The following is an 18,667-nucleotide window of genomic DNA, read 5'->3' on the forward strand; positions in this document are numbered from 1 at the left end:
CCAGCCAGCGACCCGGCCTCGCAGATCGGCCCGATGATCAACAACCGCGCGGTGGAGAAGATCGACCGCCACGTGCAGGACGCCATCGCCAAGGGCGCGAAAGTGCTCACGGGCGGCAAGCGCCTGACCGAGCTGGGCGCGACCTACTACGCCCCCACCGTGCTGGAGAACGCCGACGCCACCATGGCCTGCGCGTGCGAAGAGACCTTCGGCCCGGTGGCGCCGCTCACGCGCTTCGAGAGGGAAGAGGAAGTGATCGCCGCCGCCAACGACACACCGTTCGGCCTGGCCGCGTACTTCTACAGCCAGGACGTGCGTCGCATCTGGCGCGTGGCGGAGGCCCTGGAGACGGGCATCGTGGGCATCAACGAAGGGGCGCTGGCAGCGGAGGCTGCGCCGTTCGGCGGTGTGAAGGAATCGGGCTACGGGCGCGAGGGCTCCACGCACGGGCTGGAGGATTACCTGCACACGAAGTATGTGTGCCAGGGCGGGTTGGATTGATCGTTGCAATGCTCAGGGCATCGCACCCATTGATCGTGCATTGATACGCTGGGGAAATGGACAGTTTCTTAGCAAGGTCGTATGTTGCAAAATGTTTGCAAACCCGTACGACTACCTTCTTTGGTTTGTTCGCGCGCGGCGTAATCAAATCCAAAGGAGAGGTGAATGGCTGAGGAAAAAATTTCGACGTTCCAAGGTGGATCGACCATCGAGGAAAAGCTTGAGCGAGCCCGAACGGAGTTGTTAGATTTGTCAGCGCGAAATCGCCTTCTGAACATTCCGCGCTCAAAAACCGCTAAACATATCGAAATAGTCGATGAACTCTCAGAGCATGTTTATCGATTGCTGGTGCAAGACTCAAAAGTCTTCACTTTTGTGCCAGGTCGTCTGTCGAAAGCCGATGCTATCGAAGACGGAAAAAGTGTCGATGACGGTGATGAAATTCCTTTGTCCCAACTCGCGCAACCAGATGAGGAAGCAGATCACTCTTCTGGTTTGAACGCGAGGCATGTAGACACAAAGCTGCAGACTCGTTTGTCTGCCAAAGGTTTGCAAACGCGTCTGTTAGACCTCTACCACGATGCTCGGACGCTTGAGGAAGAGCAAGGGGTCAATATCCTGTTCCTGGCACTGGGAACTCTGAAGTGGATAGATCCCATCAACAAAGAAAATGTTCGATACGCCCCACTGGTTCTGGTACCGGTTGAACTGGAGCGTGGAACTGCTGGTGAGCGATTTCGGCTTAAAGCGCGTGCAGAGGATCAGACTGCTAATTTGTCGCTGGAAGCCTATCTCGACCGGGTTCACAAGCTGAAGCTTCCAGAGTTTGAAGGCGGAGACGATTTCGACATTGCCACTTATATGGGCGCTGTAGCTACGGCAATCGCGACAAAGCCGGATTGGTCTGTCCAACGAGACGAAATCGTTCTGGGGTTCTTTTCATTCGCCAAGTTTTTGATGTACCGGGATTTGGACCCTAGTAACTGGCCTGAAGAGGTGCGTCTCACGAATCAGCCAATCGTGCGGTCGCTGTTTGGAGAGGGATTTCCGGCTTCAGAATGTTTGATCGGCGAAGAGGTTTCTATTGATCAGCACATTCCCCCGAAGGAGATGATGCACATCGTCGATAGCGACAGCTCACAAGCACTAGCCATACATGATGTTCGCCAGGGTAAGAATTTGGTGATCCAGGGACCTCCGGGGACTGGCAAATCGCAAACCATCGCTAACGTCATCGCTTCTGCCATTGCAGACGGAAAAACCGTTCTATTTGTTGCTGAAAAAATGGCAGCGCTTGAAGTCGTTAAAAGGCGGTTAGATCAAGCTGGGGTCGGGGATGCGTGCCTTGAATTACACAGCCACAAGGCTAACAAACGCGCTGTCCTAGAAGAGCTTCGCCGCACCTGGGATCTCGGGTCTCCAAAGGGGAGTTTTCCGGATGCTTTGGTGGCCAGCCTGACAGAACTTCGAGATATTTTGAATGGTCATGCAGAGCGTTTACATCTCGCTCACGGAAAGTCTGGATTCACGCCCTACCAGATCATCGGCCACTTGGTTCGACTTCGTGCTCAGGGCCAGCCTCCAACTGCAATTCTGTTGGAGGGAAGTCGAAAATGGACGGCAGATGATTTGGGTAAGAGATTGGCTCTGCTCGGTGATTTGCTGGAGCGTTTGAACGAGATTGGCATCCCTGATGAACATCCTTGGCGAGGCGTAGGCTTAGAGTCCATCTTGCCAACAGAACTGGATCGGCTGTTGCCGCTCCTGCAAAATTTGTCGTCGGACCTCACGGAATGGAGCAATGAACTGGCGACGTTAGCGATACGTTTTGAACAGCCAGTTCCGCGCTCATTCCTCCAAGACGTGTCGGCCCTGAATCATCTTGCTCAGACCGTCGCTGCAGCTCCTTCGCTAAGTTCCCATGCGCTGGCATCACCAACGTGGGAGCAGCCAGATCACATCGCTGACCTACTTAGGGCAGGAGCACAACTGCGATACAAGCAAAACGATATGCAAGCTTGGCTGCAGCCTGCTGCGATAGAAGTGCCATGCAATGAACTGGTACAAGAGCTGGAGAATCTTCCCAATCAATTTGATCGCTCGGGATTTGCTGCTGCCAGAGAATTGCATGTTTTGCTTCCGAAGCTTCAAAGCGAAGCACAGCGGCTTGCGAAGGACTTGGGCACTAAAGGGGGAACAGGCACCCTAGCAGAGGTAACCCGACTGACGATGACGGGTGAGCGTGTTGCACTGGCGCCGGACGCTTGTCCTGAAGCATTTGTTGCGACGATTTGGGAGCAAGGGGTTGAACAAGCGGCAGAGCTCGTAAATGCGGTTGCATCCTTGGCATCCGCGCGAGCGTCTTTGACCAAAAAAGTGCTTGATGCTGCTTGGGAGATCGACCTCGCTGCAGCTCGGCAAACTCTTGCAACCCAAACTGGCGTGTTCCGATTTTTGAGTGGAGATTGGCGTAAGGCCAAAGCACTGGTGAGATCAATCGTCCGCGATCCCAATCAGCCCATCCCAACCCTCATCACATTGCTTGACGAACTAGCGCAAGCAAAAACCGCGGTAGCGAAGGTGCAAGCAGGCGATTCCTTTGGTCGTTCTGCCTTTGGTACCGATTGGAACGGAGAGCGTAGCCAAGCAGCATCGTTATTGGCCTTGGTGGAGTGGATGCGGACTTTGCGCGGATTAGGCGCTGAGCCGAGAATTCTTGCGAGTCAGATGGCAGATCGATCAGGCGTCAAAATTCGTTCGGAGTTAGTCCGACAGCTGATTGAGCAGGTCAAGAAGCACTTGTCTGCTTTGTGGGACGAATTGGGAGACAAGACGCCAGGTCTGTTTGCAAATGAGGTTTCTGCGGATCGCGTGCCTCTCTCGGACTGGCAGGTGAGGGTTGGAATCATTGTGTCCGTCGATGATTTGCTGAACCGGCTGATGCTTGCTCGTCCTGCTTTTAATGAGGCCGTGAAGTCGCATGTAGAGCAGATTCAGGAATTACAAGCCATCGCACACGTTGTTGATAGCTCGGCGGAGTTGGGGAATGCAGCATTTGCAGAAGCCTACAAAGGGCGCACATCCGCTTGGGAAGTCTTGCAAACATCATTCGATTGGTTGGTAGCACATCCAACGCAACGGCTGCACGCCGCGCGGATTCACGACCGAATCGAAGTTGCAAAATTGGCGGCGAAAGCTAACGAAACAGCGAATGCTTTACACACTCGTTTGATTGAGGTCGCAGGGCTCTTCAAAGCAGATCCCGCAAATCTTTTCCAAGCCAGGGAAGGAGATGACTTCCTGATTGATGCTGCCAGAGAGACTTTTGGATCTTGGCTGATTAATGCAGAGCAATTGTCTAAGTGGGTTGCCTATCGGCATCAGGCCCGTAAGGCGTCCGAATCAGGAATGGGACAGCTGGTTGCTGAGTTGGCCAGCGGGCAATTGTCCAATGCTAGTGCTCGTTCCACATTGGAGATGGCTTATTACGAAGATCAATTGAGGGAGGTCACGGAATTAAATCCTGATATTGCCCGCTTCGACGGCGCACTTCATTCCAGAGATGTAGGCCGTTTTGCCGAACTAGACCGCTCCAGAATCAAGGCGGCTTGTGTCGAGGTTGCCCACGCGCACCATCGCAGAATTCCTTCGAGAGAGGGTGGGGCAGGTCCAGTAGGCGTGCTGCGAGGCGAAATGGCCAAGCGTCGCGGTCACATGCCTATTCGCCAGTTGATGCAGCGGGCAGGACCTGCGATTCAGGCCCTCAAGCCGGTGATGATGATGAGCCCTCTTTCAGTCGCTCAGTTCTTGATTCCTGGCAAGCAGACCTTTGACTTGCTGGTCATGGATGAGGCCAGCCAAATTCAGCCAGTAGATGCGATTGGGGCAATCGCACGTGCAAAGCAAGTGGTCGTTGTGGGAGATGAGCGTCAACTTCCTCCCACTAAATTTTTCTCCAAGATGACCGACGGGGAAACGGAGGACGATGACGAAACAACGCAGGTGACCGACATCGAGAGCATTCTTGGACTTTTTGTAGCGCGTGGACTCCCGCAGCGCATGCTTCGTTGGCACTATCGGAGCAGGCATCAATCGCTTATCGCAGTTTCCAATAGTCAGTTCTACGAGAACAAGCTATTCATTGTCCCCAGCCCTTACACAAGCGAGGCGGGAATGGGGTTGCAGTTCCGCTTTGTCCCGGATGGCGTATTTGATTCTGGAGGAACGGGAACAAATACTGTGGAGGCCAAAGCTGTCGCCAAAGCCATTCTTCAGCATGCGATTGACTACCCCGGCCTGTCTTTGGGCGTCGCCACGTTCTCAGTGGCTCAACGGCGCGTCATTCAAGATGAACTTGAGCTACTGCGGCGGCTGAACCCTGCTGCAGAGAGTTTCTTCTATGCACATCCCAGCGAGCCTTTTTTCGTTAAGAACCTTGAAAATGTTCAAGGAGATGAACGTGACGTAATCATGATTTCCGTCGGCTACGCTAAAAATGCTCAAGGGTACATGGCGATGCGATTTGGCCCTCTTGGCTCAGATGGTGGTGAGCGCCGTTTAAATGTTTTGATCAGTCGAGCTAAGCGACGCTGCGAAGTGTTCTCTTCAATTACAGACGAGGACATTGACCTTGAGCGAGCCAAGGGCAAGGGCGTTTTCGCATTCAAACTCTTTCTTCATTACGCGCGGACTGGTCGTATTTCGATGGCTCAAGCGTCAAATCGAGCGCTAGAAAGCGTGTTTGAAGAACAAGTTGCTGAAGCTCTACAGCGTGCGGGTTATCAAGTGCATCCGCAGGTAGGCATTGCCGGATTTTTCATTGATCTCGCCATTGCAGACCCAGAAAGGCCCGGCCGCTATCTCATGGGAATTGAGTGTGACGGTGCCGCTTACCACTCTGCGCGTTCCGCGAGGGATAGAGATCGTCTACGACAGGCTGTGCTTGAAGATCATGGTTGGATCATTCATCGCATTTGGAGTACTGACTGGTTTCAGCGTCCTAAAGAGCAATTGGAGCGGACCATTGCGGCGGTCGAAGCGGCAAAAAGAGCGCTTGATGAACGCTCGGAAAATCCTTTGATGTCTCACCGGGCCGTTCCAGTAGAGATCATCACTGTAGATCGAGGACAAGTTCCCGAGGTCGGGCTCGTTGATGTATCAGACGGCCTACAGTCGCGAGATTTGTATGTGGAATCTACGCCGGATCGCCACATTGAATATGAGCTTCATGAAACACCGATTGGATTTATGGCAGATCTGGTCGTGAAAGTTGTGGAGGTGGAGTCGCCTCTTCACTTTGATGAACTAGTTGTTCGCCTTCGAGGAGCGTGGGGGCTACAAAGAGCCGGAGCCAGGATTGAGGCCGCAGTAGCCCGTGCTGTTGACGTTGCACATGAGCGGAGATCTATCGCTCGTTCTGGACAATTCCTGAAGCACCCTTCGCGCACGCCTGTGCTGAGAGACCGGCAGTTAGTTCAGTCAGCAGGTTTGCGAAAGGCAGAAATGATTTCCTCGGAAGAAATAGCAGCAGGTGTTCTTGATCTGGTGCGTGACAATCTAGGAGCTACCGATGATGAGATCGCCGTCGGAGTTGCTCGCGGACTGGGGTTTAGGAGCACTAGTCTGCCATTGAAGAATGCTGTCAACGCAGTGGTCTCAGACCTTCTGGTCAATAACTTTTTGCGTCGTGACAACTCAATGATTGTGATTGGTAAAGACTCAGCACGCGGGCACGCCACCCCTTAAGGATGAGTGGCAAGAGCTCGGTGGAGATGTGTGTCTGTTGGAACTCTGACACCGCAGTGAGCACCGATCTGGTCATGGGCTCGCCGGAGTGCCATGCCCGCTGGTTCGCCCGCCAAGGGCGCTGCGATTCGCCAACATGGCTTGCCCGACAGCCACGCGCGCCGCATTGCTCGCGCCGTGGCGATCCTGCGTGCCGACCCCGCGCAGCCGGTGTCCATCGAGCGCCTGACAGCGGCAGGCGGCATGGGTCGCTCGGCGTTTCACCTGCACTTTCGTGCCATCACCTCGCTGTCGCCGCTGCAGTTCCAAAAGCACCTGCGGTTGATGGAGGCGCACCGCCTGATCCGGTCGCAGGGCTAAAGCATGAGCTAGGTCGCTTTCGAGGTGGGTATGAAAGCGCCTCGCAGTTCAGCCACGAATACGCGCGAATACATGGCCAGCCGCCGACACAAGCTGGCAGCCTCTGAGCGGTTCGGCAAGGCCAGCGCTGCGGGGGGGGCAGGCGTTAGTCGCTGGTCACCAGTCGCGAATCGCGAATCGCCAGTCCAACGCGGTTCTAGCGGGTTGCTATTATTTATATAGCTATACACCCTAGTGCTAATTGCGCTGGAGCCCGATTTCATTCAAAGGCGCCGTTCGCGTTCTTTCGCTCCGCGTCCCAGGCCTTGGCCCTTTCTTCCCCCGAACGAATGTGCAGCGCCCGCTTCGCCGCCGGCCTGCAATGCCAAAGCGCCTGACTGTTGCCAACTCCAGCGTCGGCACCTACCCGGTATCACCGCTTTTGGCACAGCGCCTCTCCCTGGCTCACCGCCCCTTCACGCGCCAGCCACGCCGCTGCCTCCTTCGCCCCCAGGCAGTTCGCCCAGGCCAGCATGGAGATGGTTTTGTGGTCCACGCGGTGCACGTCCAGCTTCTTCTTCGCGTTCATCAGCCGCAGCATTTCCACGCTGTTGGACACCAGGGCGCGGATGAACGCAGGCCGGCCGTCCTTGTTCGGGTCGTTCGGGTCGGCGCCGAAATCCAGCAGCACTTTGACCACATCCACATGGCCGGCCTGGACGGCCATTTCCAGCGGGCTCAACAGGTTGCAGCCTTCGCACGCGGGGCGCACGTTGGCGTTGTTGTGCCGGGTGAGCATGGCCTTCAGCGTGCTGGGTTGCGGCGGGTAGTCTTCCAGCAGCACGGTCACGTACATGAGCAGCGGCGTGTCCTGCCGTTTGCCCGCGTACTCGGGGTAGGGGTAGTTGGCGTCCAGCGGCAGGCCCCGCTGCAGCAACGCTTCAAAGCCATCGGGGCAGCGCAGGGCATACACGGCGAGGTTGGTTTCAGAAAACGCCTGGTTGTCGAACACGCCGCGCACCCTGGCGCCTTGCTCTACCAGCCGGTCGATCTCTTTCCAGTCCGCGAGCTCTGTGGGGCAGCGCTTCAACAGCTTGCCGAGCACCATGGTGATCTCGTCGCTGAAGCGGCGGGCCTGTTCGGGGCTGGACCGGGCATTGCCCCCAACACGTCGTGCACGGGACGGCCTGACTGCGGTCGGCAACCCTTTTGCGCTGCCTGCCGACGGTCACCCAGACTGCTTGGTCAGGTACGGTGTCTTCAACGGATAGCAGTGCGTGTCGCCCTTGGAGCCTGCGATCACCAGCCAGCGGTCGTTGATCTGCACGCGGTGGCCGCGAATGCTTTGCTCCGACTGCCAGGCGGGCTCGCCAGTATGGATATCCCACGCGGTCGGTACCAGGGTTTCCAGGCCGTAGACCAAGTCGCCCCGGGCCGTCAGCGTTTCGATCTGATGCGCGCTGGCCCGCAGCCAAGCCGCATCGCCCAAGGCCAGGTCGATGCACAGCAGGTAGCCGCGCAGCCAGGTGCCACCCAGAAAGACCTTGTCGCCCAGCACGGCCATTTCCGCGGCGAACGAAGCCTGTTCCTCACGGCCGTGCTCCTGCAGGTACTGCTGAAACCTGGGCAACGCAAGGTAGTTGATGCGGTGCAGCACCTCGCCAGTGGCCAGACTGCCGACCAGCAGGGTGTCGCCCAGCAGGAAGAACACGCGGCCGCCTTCGAAGGCCACGCCATTGGTCTGCCGCCCGTGGCGGTAGTGCACGCCGTCTTCGGCAGCTTCGAACACATAGCGCCGCTCACCCAGCGCATACACCGCTGCGCCGCCTCCCTCGCGCAGGCCGGCGATGTACTGCCCATGGCCAGTGCCGGAGGGGTCGATATCCACGTCCAGGTGCTCCACCACCTTGGGCGTGCCGCCCTGCAGGCTGACCACGTCGATGCCGCTGCCCGGATTGCCAAGGTCGACAAAGCGGTACACCACGCCACCCCAGTAGTGGATCCAGGAGTAGTCGTCCCAGCCCTCCTGCAGCAGCCCATCTCGCTCGGAGTAGAGAACCTCGAAGGTGTTCCGGTCGAGCAGCTCGGGCGTGTCGCCGCAGATGACGTAGGCGTCGCCATCGACCCAGGTGTCGCACGAGGCGTCGCGCGCGGTGGTGCGCTCCATGCGGTTCAGGCCCGCCCATTCGTGCTTGCTGTCCTCGGAGCGCAGGTCGAAGCTACGCAGCAGCTGGCGCGGGCCCAACGCCGCGTCGTCGTTGCCGGTGTAGAGGATGTACAGCGTGTCGTCCACCAGATCGAAGGTCGACAGTCCGGAGAAGGTCTCGCCGAAGGTGTACTGGGGGTGTTTGGGAGGGATGGCTGGCATGGCGGTAGAGGGGGATCGAATGGCGAATTGGGGAGGTAGACGCTGAATGGATTTTATGGATGCCAGTGGCGCGCCCGTTTGACGGCTTATCCAGAGGCAAACAATGCCTGTGGCCACGGCTGCATGCGCCCTGCTCGGCTACGGATAGCGGTAGCCCTAGCTTGGTAGGCCGCTGCTCGCTTCAGGCCGTAGTTCGAAAAGCGGTGCCGGCGGCTGCCAGTGTTGCTGACGCCCAGGAAAGCTTCAACGGTGCTGGGCGCTTTCCGTGGATCAGATGCTCATCTGGCGGACGTATTCAAGACGGGGATCGCCGCGCGCATACCGAAAACCGAACGGCGAACCACAAACCCGTGGCGGGTTCGGCTTCGACGCAGGCCCGGATGTCCCGCAGCATCTGTACCACCGCATCCTGCTAACCAGGGCGCGCCTTGGTCTTGATGAAGAAGGCTTGCGGCCTCCGGCGCCCTGTTTCGCAGCACCTGCACACCCCGTGTGGTGCGCGGGCATGTTCGGCGGCGGGCGGGTTCTCTTGCGGGGGTGACAGCGGGATCATGGGTGCCTTTCTGCGTTCAGTGCGAAGGACAAGCGGGCAGTCTCTGGGCGGTTCGGCGCGGCCAGTGCTGCGGGCATCGGTAGGCGTTAGTCGCCGGTCACCAGTCGGCAGTCCGCATTCCAACAGGGCTCTAGCGGATTGCTATTATTTATATAGCTATACACCCTAGTGCTAATTGCGCTGGAGCCCAATTTCACTCAAAGTCGCCGTTCGCGTTCTTTCGCTCCGCGTCCCAGGCCTTGGCCCTTTCTTCCCCCGAACGAATGTGCGGCGCTCGCTTCCTCGCCGGCCTGCGATGCCGCATCGCCTGACTGTTCCCGGCCCCAGCGCCGACACCTGCCCGGTATCACCGCTTCTGGCACAGCGCCTCTCCCTGGCTCACCGCCCCTTCACGCGCCAGCCACGCCGCTGCCTCCTTCGCCCCCAGGCAGTTCGCCCAGGCCAGCATGGAGATGGTTTTGTGGTCCACGCGGTGCACGTCCAGCTTTTTCTTCGCATTCATCACCTGCAGCATTTCCACGCTGTTGGACACCAGGGCGCGGATGAACGCGGGCCGGCCGTCCTTGTTCGGGTCGTTCGGGTCGGCGCCGAAATCCAGAAGCACTTTGACCACATCGACATGGCCGGCCTGGACGGCCATTTCCAGCGGGCTCAACAGGTTGCAGCCTTCGCACGCGGGGCGCACGTTGGCGTTGTTGTGCCGGGTGAGCATGGCCTTCAGCGTGCTGGGTTGCGGTGGGTAGTCTTCCAGCAGCACGGTCACGTACATGAGCAGCGGCGTGTCCTGCCGTTTGCCCGCGTACTCGGGGTAGGGGTAGTTGGCGTCCAGCGGCAGGCCCCGCTGCAGCAGCGCTTCAAAACCATCGGGGCAGCGCAGGGCATAGACGGCAAGGTTGGTTTCAGAAAACGCCTGGTTGTCGAACACGCCGCGCACCCTGGCGCCTTGCTCTACCAGCCGGTCGATCTCTTTCCAGTCCGCGAGCTCTGTGGGGCAGCGCTTCAACAGCTTGCCGAGCACCATGGTGATCTCGTCGCTGAAGCGGCGGGCCTGTTCGGGGCTGGACCGGGCATTGGCCGCTGCGGCGTTCAAGAGCAAGGGGTATACGGTGGACGCGGCGGCGGGATTGGCGCGGGCTCTCGCCAGCCAGCCGCGTTGGGCCGGCTGGGCGCCGGCGTTCAGCATCAGCTGGATGCGTTCGGCGCTGGGGTTGTCGATCAGCGTGGTCATCACCCCTGAATGATTGGCGGCGCCGGGGCCGGCCTCGGCCAGCAGGAACGCAAAGGTCTCTGGCGGGATGGTGGGGGTGCTGTGCTGCAGGAGCTGGACCGCGATGGTTTCGCCAGAGGTGTCCGAAGTGCGGCGCAGCAAACCTTTTTGGCCCAGTGCTTTCAGCGCGAGGGTGCCAAGCTCGGGCGGCAGCAGGACCATTTCCTTGAGCAGGTAGACCAGCGGGGAGAGGTTGAGGGTGCTGTCCGCTGCATCGCCGAGGTGCGGCGCGATGTCGCGGATGAAGAGCGCGTAGTACTCGTTCTGGAACGGAATGGCCTCCTTGCCGGTGGCCCGGTTGTGGGCGAGCAGGCCCTGCGATGCGGTGACCCACGCCGCTTCTCCGGCCGCATTGCGGGGGATTTGCCCGGCATGCAGCAAGGCGGTGATTCTGTTGAGGGTGTCGCCGCGCGATGCGCCCAGGGCGGGGCTGAGGAAGGTGTCCTGGCTCATCAAGTCGTTCAGATGCTGCCCGCACACGAACCGCGTTTGCGCGGGGGCCTCCATCCGATGAAACCGGTTTTTTTCAGTGGCGGGCAGGGCGTCGAAGGCGGCCTGGTTCATGTCGGGCAGGCGCTGGCCTGCGCAGACGGGCAACGCGGGCACTTCCAGGCCGACGGCCGCTTTGGAAGGCGGCGGCGGTGGTAAGGGCGATGCGCCTTGGCGCGCCACGGGGAACAGGTCGGTCGCCGACACGGCGAACCCGCTGGCCTGGTAGACCAGGTAGCCGGTCACGGCTTTCTGGGGCACGGTGGATTTTTCGGTGGCGCTGCTGACGGCGTATTCATGCCCGACCGGGAGCTTGAGCAACACGCCGCCTTGCACGCCCAGCCCGCACACCGGCACCGAGCGGCCGATGGGGCCGATGAGCCTGCGCACCTCATGCGGCGGCACGACGGGGCTGTCGAACACTGCGGTGCTCCATTGGCCATTGGCGTCCTTCTGCCGCGTCTGCACACGGCCGTTGGCGCTTTCGACACGAACGATGGCGGGACCGTCGGCGGTGTCGGAGTAGTCGCCCAGCAGCACCTCGGGGCAGTCCGCAGCGTTCGCCGCTGAGGTGAACAGCACTGCCAGCAAGACAGCGAGGACGGGAAGGGTGCGGAACAGCGGACGGATAAAGCTACGGGTCGAGCGGCTGATCAAAGGACGGGTCAATGGGGGCCTTGGAAGTCTTGGCGGCGGCTATGCCGGCGCGCAGCGGCGGGTGGGCTGGCGGCACCGACGTTAACAGGCCGCCGCGATGGTTCTCAGGCCCAGCGTCAGGCCGGCGGGTACAACCGCTCGAACAGGCCTTCGTAGCATTCCACCAAGCCGTTGTCATCCACCGTGAGTTCGGCTTCGAAGCCGGCGAACAGGCCCAGGTCCACATAGCGCAGGCGCCGCGGCCCCAGCCGGTCGTATCGCTGGCGGGACCGCGTGACGGTCAGCGTGGGCGCGTCGATGAAGGCCGTGTCCAGCGTGAGGCTGGCCCCTGTGGCCTGCGGCGTGCGCAGGATCGCAAAGGTGTTGCAGAACGGGGTGGCGCAGAGGTCGGGCTCTTCGGCGCCGTCCAGGTCGGGACGGGGCACGCCGTCCACGGTCCAGCCGGGGCCGGCACGCTCCAGCGCCAGGCGGGCGTGGCCTTGCGCACTCCAGCATCGCACGTGGACGGATTGGGCGCGCCAATCCGGGGTAAGCCGCCAGCGATGTTCCAGTTGAAAACCGCCGTCTTCCAGGCAGAGCACGGTGGACACCGCCGTGATGCTGTCTGGCGCGATGTGGAGCACCAGGCGCTCCAGGCCGTGAATATCGGTTCGGCGCCATAAGAGAACGGAGGCGCCAGAGGGTGCGGCAGGGGCAGAGGGTTTGGCGGACATGTCGTTGAATCCTCAGGGCAGGGCAGGCCATCGTTTGAAGGGGGACGCTTTATCGGTTCCAGTAAGATGGAATGAATTTCTACTTTATTGGAAACGGCGATGGCCTTGTCCAGAAGGCGGGAGGCCGGGCGACAGCGGTATCGCCGGAAATTTTGACCCATCACGACTCTGCGAGCTTCCACCCATGACCCAGACCCTTGCCAAAGACCTCCGGCTGATCGACTGCACCGAAGAGGCCCATGCGGACGCCATTCTCTGCATCCTCAACGACGCCATCGTCAATTCGACCGCGCTCTACGACTATGTGCCCCGGCCGCGCTCTGCGATGGCGACGTGGTTCGCCACCAAGCGGGCCAACGGTTTTCCGGTGGTGGGGGCTGTCGATGAACGGGGTGAGTTGCTGGGCTTTGCCTCTTGGGGCACGTTCAGGGCGTTTCCTGCGTACAAGTACACGGTCGAACACAGCGTGTATGTGCACAAGGACAGCCGGGGCCGGGGCCTCGGGGGCTTGCTACTGCGGGCGTTGGTGGAGCGGGCCAGGGCGGCGGGCGTTCACGCGATGGTGGGGTGCATCGATGCGACCAACGAGGGAAGCATTCGGCTGCACCGGCAGATGGGCTTCGTGCACACGGGCACCATGCCGCAGGTAGGTTTCAAGTTCGGGCGCTGGCTGGATGCGGCTTTCTACCAGCTCACGCTGGAGACGCCGCACGAGCCGGTGGACGGCTAGGCGGGCCATTGGCGGGCGGTGTGCTGGCAATGATCTTCAGGAAGAGCCTTTGGCGCGCGCTGGTTCGCAGGCGGGGTACTGCCGCAGCCGTTCGATGAGCCATCGCCCCGCCGGCCCGGGCAGCGCATCGCGGCGATAAACGGCTTTCATCTCCAGCATCGGGTCGCCGACGACGCCGGTGTCCACCTCGATGCGCACCAGGCGCCCATCGCGCAGGTCGTCTTCCACCATGGGCAGCGGCATGTGCCCCCAGCCCAGGCCCGCGCGCAAAAAGGCGTGCTTGGCACCAATGTCCGCCAGGCGCCACACGGTGTCGCCCAGCACGCCGAAGTCGCGCCCGGCGGTGAGGGCGGAGCGGTCGGTCAGGATGAGCTGGACTTGGCCTTTCAGCTCCTGCGGGCCGAGCCGGCCCGTGTGCTGCGCCAGCGGCGAGCCCGGGGCGGCCACGGTGACCATGGGCACGGCCATGAGGCGCACCTGTTCGAACTCGGGCGGGACGATGGGCATGGAGCCCATCACGCCAACGCGGCAGCGGCCGTCGAGCACCCACTGGGCGGCGGCGCCCAGGGCCTCGACCTGCAACTGCAAGGCGGTGTTGGGGAAGGCGACCGCGAAGGCGGCGATGGCGTCGGTCAGCGCGGCCATGGGGAACATCACATCGATGACGACGGACAGCTCGGGTTCCAGGCCCGCCGCCATGGCGCGGGCCTCGGCCTTGAGGGTGTCGGCCGCGCGCACGATGTCGCGGGCCCGGCTGGCAAGCGCCACCCCTTCGGGCGTGAGAACGGGCAGGCGCGCGGCCCGGGTGAAGAGCGTGACGCCGAGTTGCGCCTCCAGCCCCGCGATGGCCTGGCTGACGACCGACTGCGCCCGGCCAACGCGGCGCCCGGCGGCCGAGAAACTGCCGGCTTCCACCACGGCGACCAGGATGCGCAGGTGATCGAGCGAGACGCCATCGAGCATGTTTAGTACCACCTATCGTTTTTGTCGATGGATCATATCTAATAAAATAGGCTTCACCGATGGGTCAAGGCTCCCTACATTGGATGAACCGATCGCAGCGCAGTGCGCCGCGGTACCGCCGGAAGGGTTTCCGGCCTTCCATTTTTTTCAGGAGCGCCCCATGTCCGCATTGCTTTCCCCCACGGCCCAGCGAACCATCGTGCAGCGCACCCGGGGCCGCGGCCACGGCCCCATCGTCCGGCTGATGAGCCCTGGCGACCTGGGCCAGGTGCTGAAGCCTTTCGTGTTCCTGGACCTGTTCGAGGGCGATGCGTCGTTTGCGGGCAGCATGCCAATCCATCCGCATTCGGGGCTGGCCACCGTCACGGTGGTGACCGAGGGAGACCTGCGCTTCGACGACCCGGCCTCGGGCGAGGGCGAGCTGGGCTACGGCGGCGTGGAGTGGATGCGTGCCGGCGGCGGCGTGTGGCACGGCAAGGAGATGTCGGCCGGCACGTCGGCGCGGGTGGCGGGGTTTCAGCTGTGGCTGGCCTTGCCGCCCGAGCTGGAGAACGGCCCGGTCGATAGCCAGTACATCGAGGCCCGCGCCATGCAGCAAAGCGGCCCGGTCACGGTGATCGTGGGCAACCATGTGGGCGCTGTCAGCCCGGTGCGCGCGCCGGCCGGCATCAACTACCTGCTGGTGACGCTGCAGCCCGGCCAGGCCTGGACTTACGAGCCGCCCGAGGGGCACGAGGCCGCCTGGCTGGCGGTGAGCCACGGCCGGCTCGTGGGCGCTAACGCGGTGAGCGCGGGCGAAATGGCGGTGTTCGGGCCGACGGGCTCCATCGCCCTGCAGGCGTCGCCGGACCGCAGTGCGGTGTTCGTGCTCGGCTCTGCCAAGCCGCACCCGCACGACTTGGTGACCGGCATATATTCGGTGCACACCAGCCGGCAGGCGCTGGCGCAGGGCGAAGCGGGCATTCAGGCCCTGGCGCAGCGCATGCAGGCCCGGCCCGCGGCGCAGGGCCGCACGGCGGTGTTCAGCGGCTGAAAGCGTTCAGCTTGCTGATCCTGCTCAGCCCGCGCCGCCCACGCGCTGCAGGGCTTCGAGGCTCAGCAGTTCGATGCGGCGGTAGTGCAGGCCGATCAGGCCTTCCTGCGCGAGCGCGTTGAGTTCTTTCGAGAGCGTCTGCCGCGTCACGCCCAGCATCATGGCGAGCGCCTCTTGCGGCACGACCACGCTGGGCCGCAGCGTGGCCGATTGGGTGGCGTCGCCGCGCGCCAGGGCCAGCAGCCGGTGCACCACCCGCACGCGCAGGCCGCGCAGGGTGGCGTCTTCCATCATGCTGTACAGCCCGCGCACGCGCGATGCGAGCAAGGTGGCCATGGCGTTGGCGAACACGGGGTCGCCCATCTGCGCGGCGAAGGCGGCGGGCGGCACCACGAGCAGGTCCACCCCGGTGAGCGCCGTGGCGTCGTGGGTGCGCGGCGAGCCGTCGATGAGGGTGATCTCCCCGAACCAGTTGCCCGGCTCCAGCAGCACGAGGATCGCCTCGCGACCATCGTCGCGCAGGGTGGAAATCTTGAGCGTGCCGGCCAGCAGGCCATAGAACCCGCTGCCCGCCGCACCCACCGGATCGCCCTGCCGAAAGGGCATGGCCCCGCGTTGCAGGTGCACCAGTTCCGCCGCGCCCAGCAGGGCGTCGCGTTGCGCGGCCGGCAGCGCAGCGAACCAGGGATTGCGCTCCATGGTGCGGCGGTGGGCCGGCGAAAGCGGGGGTTTCAGGGGCATGGATGGGCGAGGCAGAGCCGGGTAAACCAAGGGGTCGAACTGTCAATTATTGGACAGTTGGCGCGCCGGGGCCGGCCTACAGTGGCCCCGTTCCCCCACGGAGACAACGATATGCACGACAGCAAACGAGCGACCTTCGCGCGCATGCAGGACAGCACGCGCGAAGACTGGCAGACCATCGGCGGCGAATTCATGCAGTTCACGCGCGGCCTGCCGGACCGGGTGGCGGCCCACCTGCGCATTCTGGAGGGCGATTACGGCGGCTTTCCGGTGGACCGCTACACCCATTCGCTGCAGACCGCCACCCGTGCGCTGCGCGACGGCCGCGACGAGGAATACGTGGTGTGCGCGCTGCTGCACGACATCGGCGACACGCTGGGGTCGTTCAACCACCCCGACATCGCGGCGGCCATCCTGAAGCCGTTCGTGAGCGAGGCCAACCACTGGATGGTGCAGAACCACGGCATCTTCCAGGGCCACTATTTCTTTCACCACATCGGCCTGGACCGCAATCTGCGCGACAACTTCCGGGAGCACCCGCACTACCAGCAGACCGCTGATTTTTGCGAGCTGTACGACAACCCGGCGTTCGACCCGAAGGCGGAAACCCTGCCGCTCGATGCCTTCATGCCCATGCTGCAGCGCGTGCTGGGCCAGCCGCGACAGAGCCTCTACAAGGCGGCGCTGCAGCCGCAGTCGCAGCCGCAGCAGCAGCAGCAGCAGCCGGCCGCGGCCTGATGGCGCGGCGCGCGGCGCCGTGTCGCCGTATCGCCGTGTCGCCTTTTCTACGCATGGCGTTCCATGCCCATGCAAACACCCATGCCCCATCGAAAGAGCCTTCATGAATGCGATCACCCCCAACGAAGTCCGGCAACTGGTTTCCGCCGAGGAGTGGCAGTTGCGCGTCGATCTGGCCGCCTGCTACCGCCTGGTGGCCCTCTACGGCTGGAGCGACCTGGTCTTCACCCACATCAGCGCGCGGGTGCCCGGGCCTGAGCACCACTTTCTGATCAATCCCTACGGCCTGATGTTCGACGAGATCACGGCATCGAGCCTGGTCAAGGTGGACTCGCAGTGCAACAAGGTGATCGAGTCGCCTTATCCGGTGAACCCCGCGGGTTTCGTGATCCACAGCGCGGTGCATGCGGTGCGCGAAGACGTTCAATGCGTGCTGCACACGCACACCCGCGCCGGCATCGCCGTGAGCGCGCAGAAAGACGGCGTGCTGCCCATCAGCCAGCAATCGACCTTCGTGCTCGCCTCCTTGGCGTACCACGACTACGAAGGCGTGGCGATCCGCGACGACGAGAAGGCGCGCTTGCAGACCGACCTGGGCCGCGCCAATTTCCTGATGCTGCGCAACCATGGCCTGCTCACCTGCGGCAAAACGGTGGCGGATGCGTTTCTTTCGATGTACACGTTCGAGAACACCTGCCAGATCCAGATCGCCGCGCAGTCCGGCGGCGGCGAACTGACGCGCGTGCACCCGCAGATCGTGGACGGCGTCGGCCATGCGATGAAGGTGCAGACCGGCGGCCTGGGCGGGCAGTTCGTCTGGCCCTCGCTGATCCGCAAGCTCGACCGCGTCGATCCGGGCTACCGCGACTGACCGGGCTGCCCCATGGACAGCACCCTCATCGTCACGCGTTTTCTGTTCGGCGCGCTGGCGCTGGTCATGTTCGGGCTCGGCCTCACCTTGCGGGTGGCCGACTTCCGGCGGCTGCTGCAAAGCCCGAAAGCCGTGGGCATTGCGCTGGGGCTGCAGGTGGTGTGCCTGCCGATCCTGTGCTACGCGATCATCCGCGTGTTCGGGCTGTCGCCCATGTTCGCCATCGGCCTGATGCTGCTGGCGGCGTCGCCGGGCGGCATCTCGGCCAACCTGTTCTCGCACCTGTTCGGGGGCAACGTGGCGATGAACATCTCGCTCACGGCGGTGAACACGCTGCTGTCGATCGTGACGCTGCCGCTGATCGCCAACGCGTCCATCGCCCACTTCGCCCAGAGCGGGCAGGTGGTGCCGATCCAGACCGGCAAGCTCATCGAGGTGATCGCCATCGTGCTGGTGCCGGTGGTGCTGGGCATGGCGGCGGCCGCGCGCTGGCCGGCCTTCGCGGCGCGCATGGAAAAGCCGGTGAAGGTCTTCAGCGCCCTGGTGCTGGCGGTGGTGTCCATTTTGTCGATCGCCAAGGAATGGAACTCGATCGCCAACACCTTTGCCGAGATCGGCCCGGCGGTGCTGGTGTTCAACCTGGTGAGCCTGCTCTCGGGCTACTACGTGAGCCGGGCGGCCGGGCTGGACAAGCCCATGGCGACGGCGGTGAGCTATGAGATCGGCATCCACAACTCGACGCTGGCGATCTTCGTGGCGCTGAGCGTGCTGGGCAGCTATACGCTGGCCCTGCCGGCGGCCATTTATTCGGTGCTGATGTACATCACCGCGCCCTTGTTCGGGCTGTTGCTGCTGCGCCGCCCGGCGCCGGTGCTGGCGCCTTCCCCTTAGCCTCGCAGCCCCGCAAGGCGCACGGCGGCGCCACAAAGAAAAGCGGGCCCGGCAGCGTAGTGCTGCCG

General features: G+C 62.2%; 14 protein-coding genes. 8 read left to right on the top strand and 6 right to left on the bottom strand.

Annotated elements, in window-relative coordinates; all coding sequences use genetic code 11:
- From BLT03_RS15210 to BLT03_RS15220, 3 genes are all read left to right on the top strand, one after another.
- On the top strand, positions 1-501 hold a 501-nt coding region (locus BLT03_RS15210; RefSeq protein WP_139160405.1), incomplete at its 5' end, for an aldehyde dehydrogenase family protein.
- Between the two features lie 165 nt (positions 502-666).
- The gene (locus tag BLT03_RS15215; RefSeq protein ID WP_092744624.1) at positions 667-6,246 is read left to right on the top strand and encodes a DUF3320 domain-containing protein; all 5,580 of its coding nucleotides are present in this window, start codon (positions 667-669) and stop codon (positions 6,244-6,246) included.
- Positions 6,247-6,339: 93 nt separating this feature from the next.
- Complete coding sequence (locus BLT03_RS15220) at positions 6,340-6,606, top strand: helix-turn-helix domain-containing protein (protein WP_092744625.1); 267 nt, start codon at positions 6,340-6,342, stop codon at positions 6,604-6,606.
- A gap of 412 nt (positions 6,607-7,018) precedes the next feature.
- Here BLT03_RS15220 and BLT03_RS15225 read toward each other — a convergent pair whose 3' ends face one another.
- From BLT03_RS15225 to BLT03_RS15240, 4 genes are all read right to left on the bottom strand, one after another.
- Positions 7,019-7,693 carry an ankyrin repeat domain-containing protein gene (locus BLT03_RS15225; RefSeq protein ID WP_092744626.1) on the bottom strand — a complete coding sequence of 225 codons (675 nt, stop codon included), beginning with the start codon at positions 7,691-7,693 and terminating at the stop codon, positions 7,019-7,021.
- A gap of 120 nt (positions 7,694-7,813) precedes the next feature.
- Complete coding sequence (locus tag BLT03_RS15230; RefSeq protein ID WP_092744627.1) at positions 7,814-8,953, bottom strand: PQQ-binding-like beta-propeller repeat protein; 1,140 nt, start codon at positions 8,951-8,953, stop codon at positions 7,814-7,816.
- 899 nt (positions 8,954-9,852) lie between these two features.
- The gene (locus BLT03_RS15235; RefSeq protein WP_139160406.1) at positions 9,853-11,931 is read right to left on the bottom strand and encodes an ankyrin repeat domain-containing protein; all 2,079 of its coding nucleotides are present in this window, start codon (positions 11,929-11,931) and stop codon (positions 9,853-9,855) included.
- A gap of 104 nt (positions 11,932-12,035) precedes the next feature.
- On the bottom strand, positions 12,036-12,632 hold the full coding sequence (locus tag BLT03_RS15240) for a putative glycolipid-binding domain-containing protein (RefSeq protein WP_092744629.1): 597 nt from the start codon (positions 12,630-12,632) through the stop codon (positions 12,036-12,038).
- Between the two features lie 184 nt (positions 12,633-12,816).
- Here BLT03_RS15240 and BLT03_RS15245 point away from each other — a divergent pair, with 184 nt between their 5' ends.
- Positions 12,817-13,362, top strand: a complete 546-nt coding sequence (locus tag BLT03_RS15245) for a GNAT family N-acetyltransferase (protein ID WP_092744630.1) — start codon at positions 12,817-12,819, stop codon at positions 13,360-13,362.
- A gap of 36 nt (positions 13,363-13,398) precedes the next feature.
- On the opposite strand, the gene BLT03_RS15250 is transcribed toward BLT03_RS15245, so the two are convergent.
- Positions 13,399-14,325, bottom strand: a complete 927-nt coding sequence (locus tag BLT03_RS15250; protein ID WP_092744631.1) for a LysR family transcriptional regulator — start codon at positions 14,323-14,325, stop codon at positions 13,399-13,401.
- 160 nt (positions 14,326-14,485) lie between these two features.
- Here BLT03_RS15250 and BLT03_RS15255 point away from each other — a divergent pair, with 160 nt between their 5' ends.
- Positions 14,486-15,358: a pirin family protein gene (locus BLT03_RS15255; protein ID WP_092744772.1), complete on the top strand. Its 873-nt coding sequence runs from the start codon at positions 14,486-14,488 to the stop codon at positions 15,356-15,358.
- 24 nt (positions 15,359-15,382) lie between these two features.
- Here BLT03_RS15255 and BLT03_RS15260 read toward each other — a convergent pair whose 3' ends face one another.
- Positions 15,383-16,099 (bottom strand): Crp/Fnr family transcriptional regulator, encoded by a 717-nt coding sequence (locus BLT03_RS15260; protein WP_245711415.1) that lies wholly within the window; start codon positions 16,097-16,099, stop codon positions 15,383-15,385.
- A 111-nt stretch (positions 16,100-16,210) separates the two neighbouring features.
- Here BLT03_RS15260 and BLT03_RS15265 point away from each other — a divergent pair, with 111 nt between their 5' ends.
- From BLT03_RS15265 to BLT03_RS15275, 3 genes are all read left to right on the top strand, one after another.
- Positions 16,211-16,837 carry an HD domain-containing protein gene (locus BLT03_RS15265; protein WP_092744633.1) on the top strand — a complete coding sequence of 209 codons (627 nt, stop codon included), beginning with the start codon at positions 16,211-16,213 and terminating at the stop codon, positions 16,835-16,837.
- A gap of 103 nt (positions 16,838-16,940) precedes the next feature.
- A complete protein-coding gene (locus BLT03_RS15270; RefSeq protein WP_092744634.1) occupies positions 16,941-17,708 on the top strand; it encodes a class II aldolase/adducin family protein in 768 nt (255 codons plus the stop codon).
- Between the two features lie 12 nt (positions 17,709-17,720).
- Positions 17,721-18,599 carry a bile acid:sodium symporter family protein gene (locus BLT03_RS15275; RefSeq protein ID WP_092744635.1) on the top strand — a complete coding sequence of 293 codons (879 nt, stop codon included), beginning with the start codon at positions 17,721-17,723 and terminating at the stop codon, positions 18,597-18,599.
- The last annotated feature ends 68 nt before the right edge of the window (positions 18,600-18,667 follow it).

The sequence above is a fragment of the Paracidovorax valerianellae genome, assembly GCF_900102625.1.
Taxonomy (GTDB): Bacteria; Pseudomonadota; Gammaproteobacteria; order Burkholderiales; family Burkholderiaceae_C; genus Paracidovorax; species Paracidovorax valerianellae.

What these genes read in the sequence shown, in the direction of transcription:
- BLT03_RS15215 (WP_092744624.1), top strand. Translation starts at nt 667, where the DNA reads ATGGCTGAGGAAAAAATTTCGACGTTCCAAGGTGGATCGACCATCGAG.
- BLT03_RS15220 (WP_092744625.1), top strand. Translation starts at nt 6,340, where the DNA reads ATGCCCGCTGGTTCGCCCGCCAAGGGCGCTGCGATTCGCCAACATGGC.
- BLT03_RS15225 (WP_092744626.1), bottom strand. Translation starts at nt 7,693, where the DNA reads ATGGTGCTCGGCAAGCTGTTGAAGCGCTGCCCCACAGAGCTCGCGGAC.
- BLT03_RS15230 (WP_092744627.1), bottom strand. Translation starts at nt 8,953, where the DNA reads ATGCCAGCCATCCCTCCCAAACACCCCCAGTACACCTTCGGCGAGACC.
- BLT03_RS15240 (WP_092744629.1), bottom strand. Translation starts at nt 12,632, where the DNA reads ATGTCCGCCAAACCCTCTGCCCCTGCCGCACCCTCTGGCGCCTCCGTT.
- BLT03_RS15245 (WP_092744630.1), top strand. Translation starts at nt 12,817, where the DNA reads ATGACCCAGACCCTTGCCAAAGACCTCCGGCTGATCGACTGCACCGAA.
- BLT03_RS15250 (WP_092744631.1), bottom strand. Translation starts at nt 14,325, where the DNA reads ATGCTCGATGGCGTCTCGCTCGATCACCTGCGCATCCTGGTCGCCGTG.
- BLT03_RS15255 (WP_092744772.1), top strand. Translation starts at nt 14,486, where the DNA reads ATGTCCGCATTGCTTTCCCCCACGGCCCAGCGAACCATCGTGCAGCGC.
- BLT03_RS15260 (WP_245711415.1), bottom strand. Translation starts at nt 16,099, where the DNA reads ATGCCCCTGAAACCCCCGCTTTCGCCGGCCCACCGCCGCACCATGGAG.
- BLT03_RS15265 (WP_092744633.1), top strand. Translation starts at nt 16,211, where the DNA reads ATGCACGACAGCAAACGAGCGACCTTCGCGCGCATGCAGGACAGCACG.
- BLT03_RS15270 (WP_092744634.1), top strand. Translation starts at nt 16,941, where the DNA reads ATGAATGCGATCACCCCCAACGAAGTCCGGCAACTGGTTTCCGCCGAG.
- BLT03_RS15275 (WP_092744635.1), top strand. Translation starts at nt 17,721, where the DNA reads ATGGACAGCACCCTCATCGTCACGCGTTTTCTGTTCGGCGCGCTGGCG.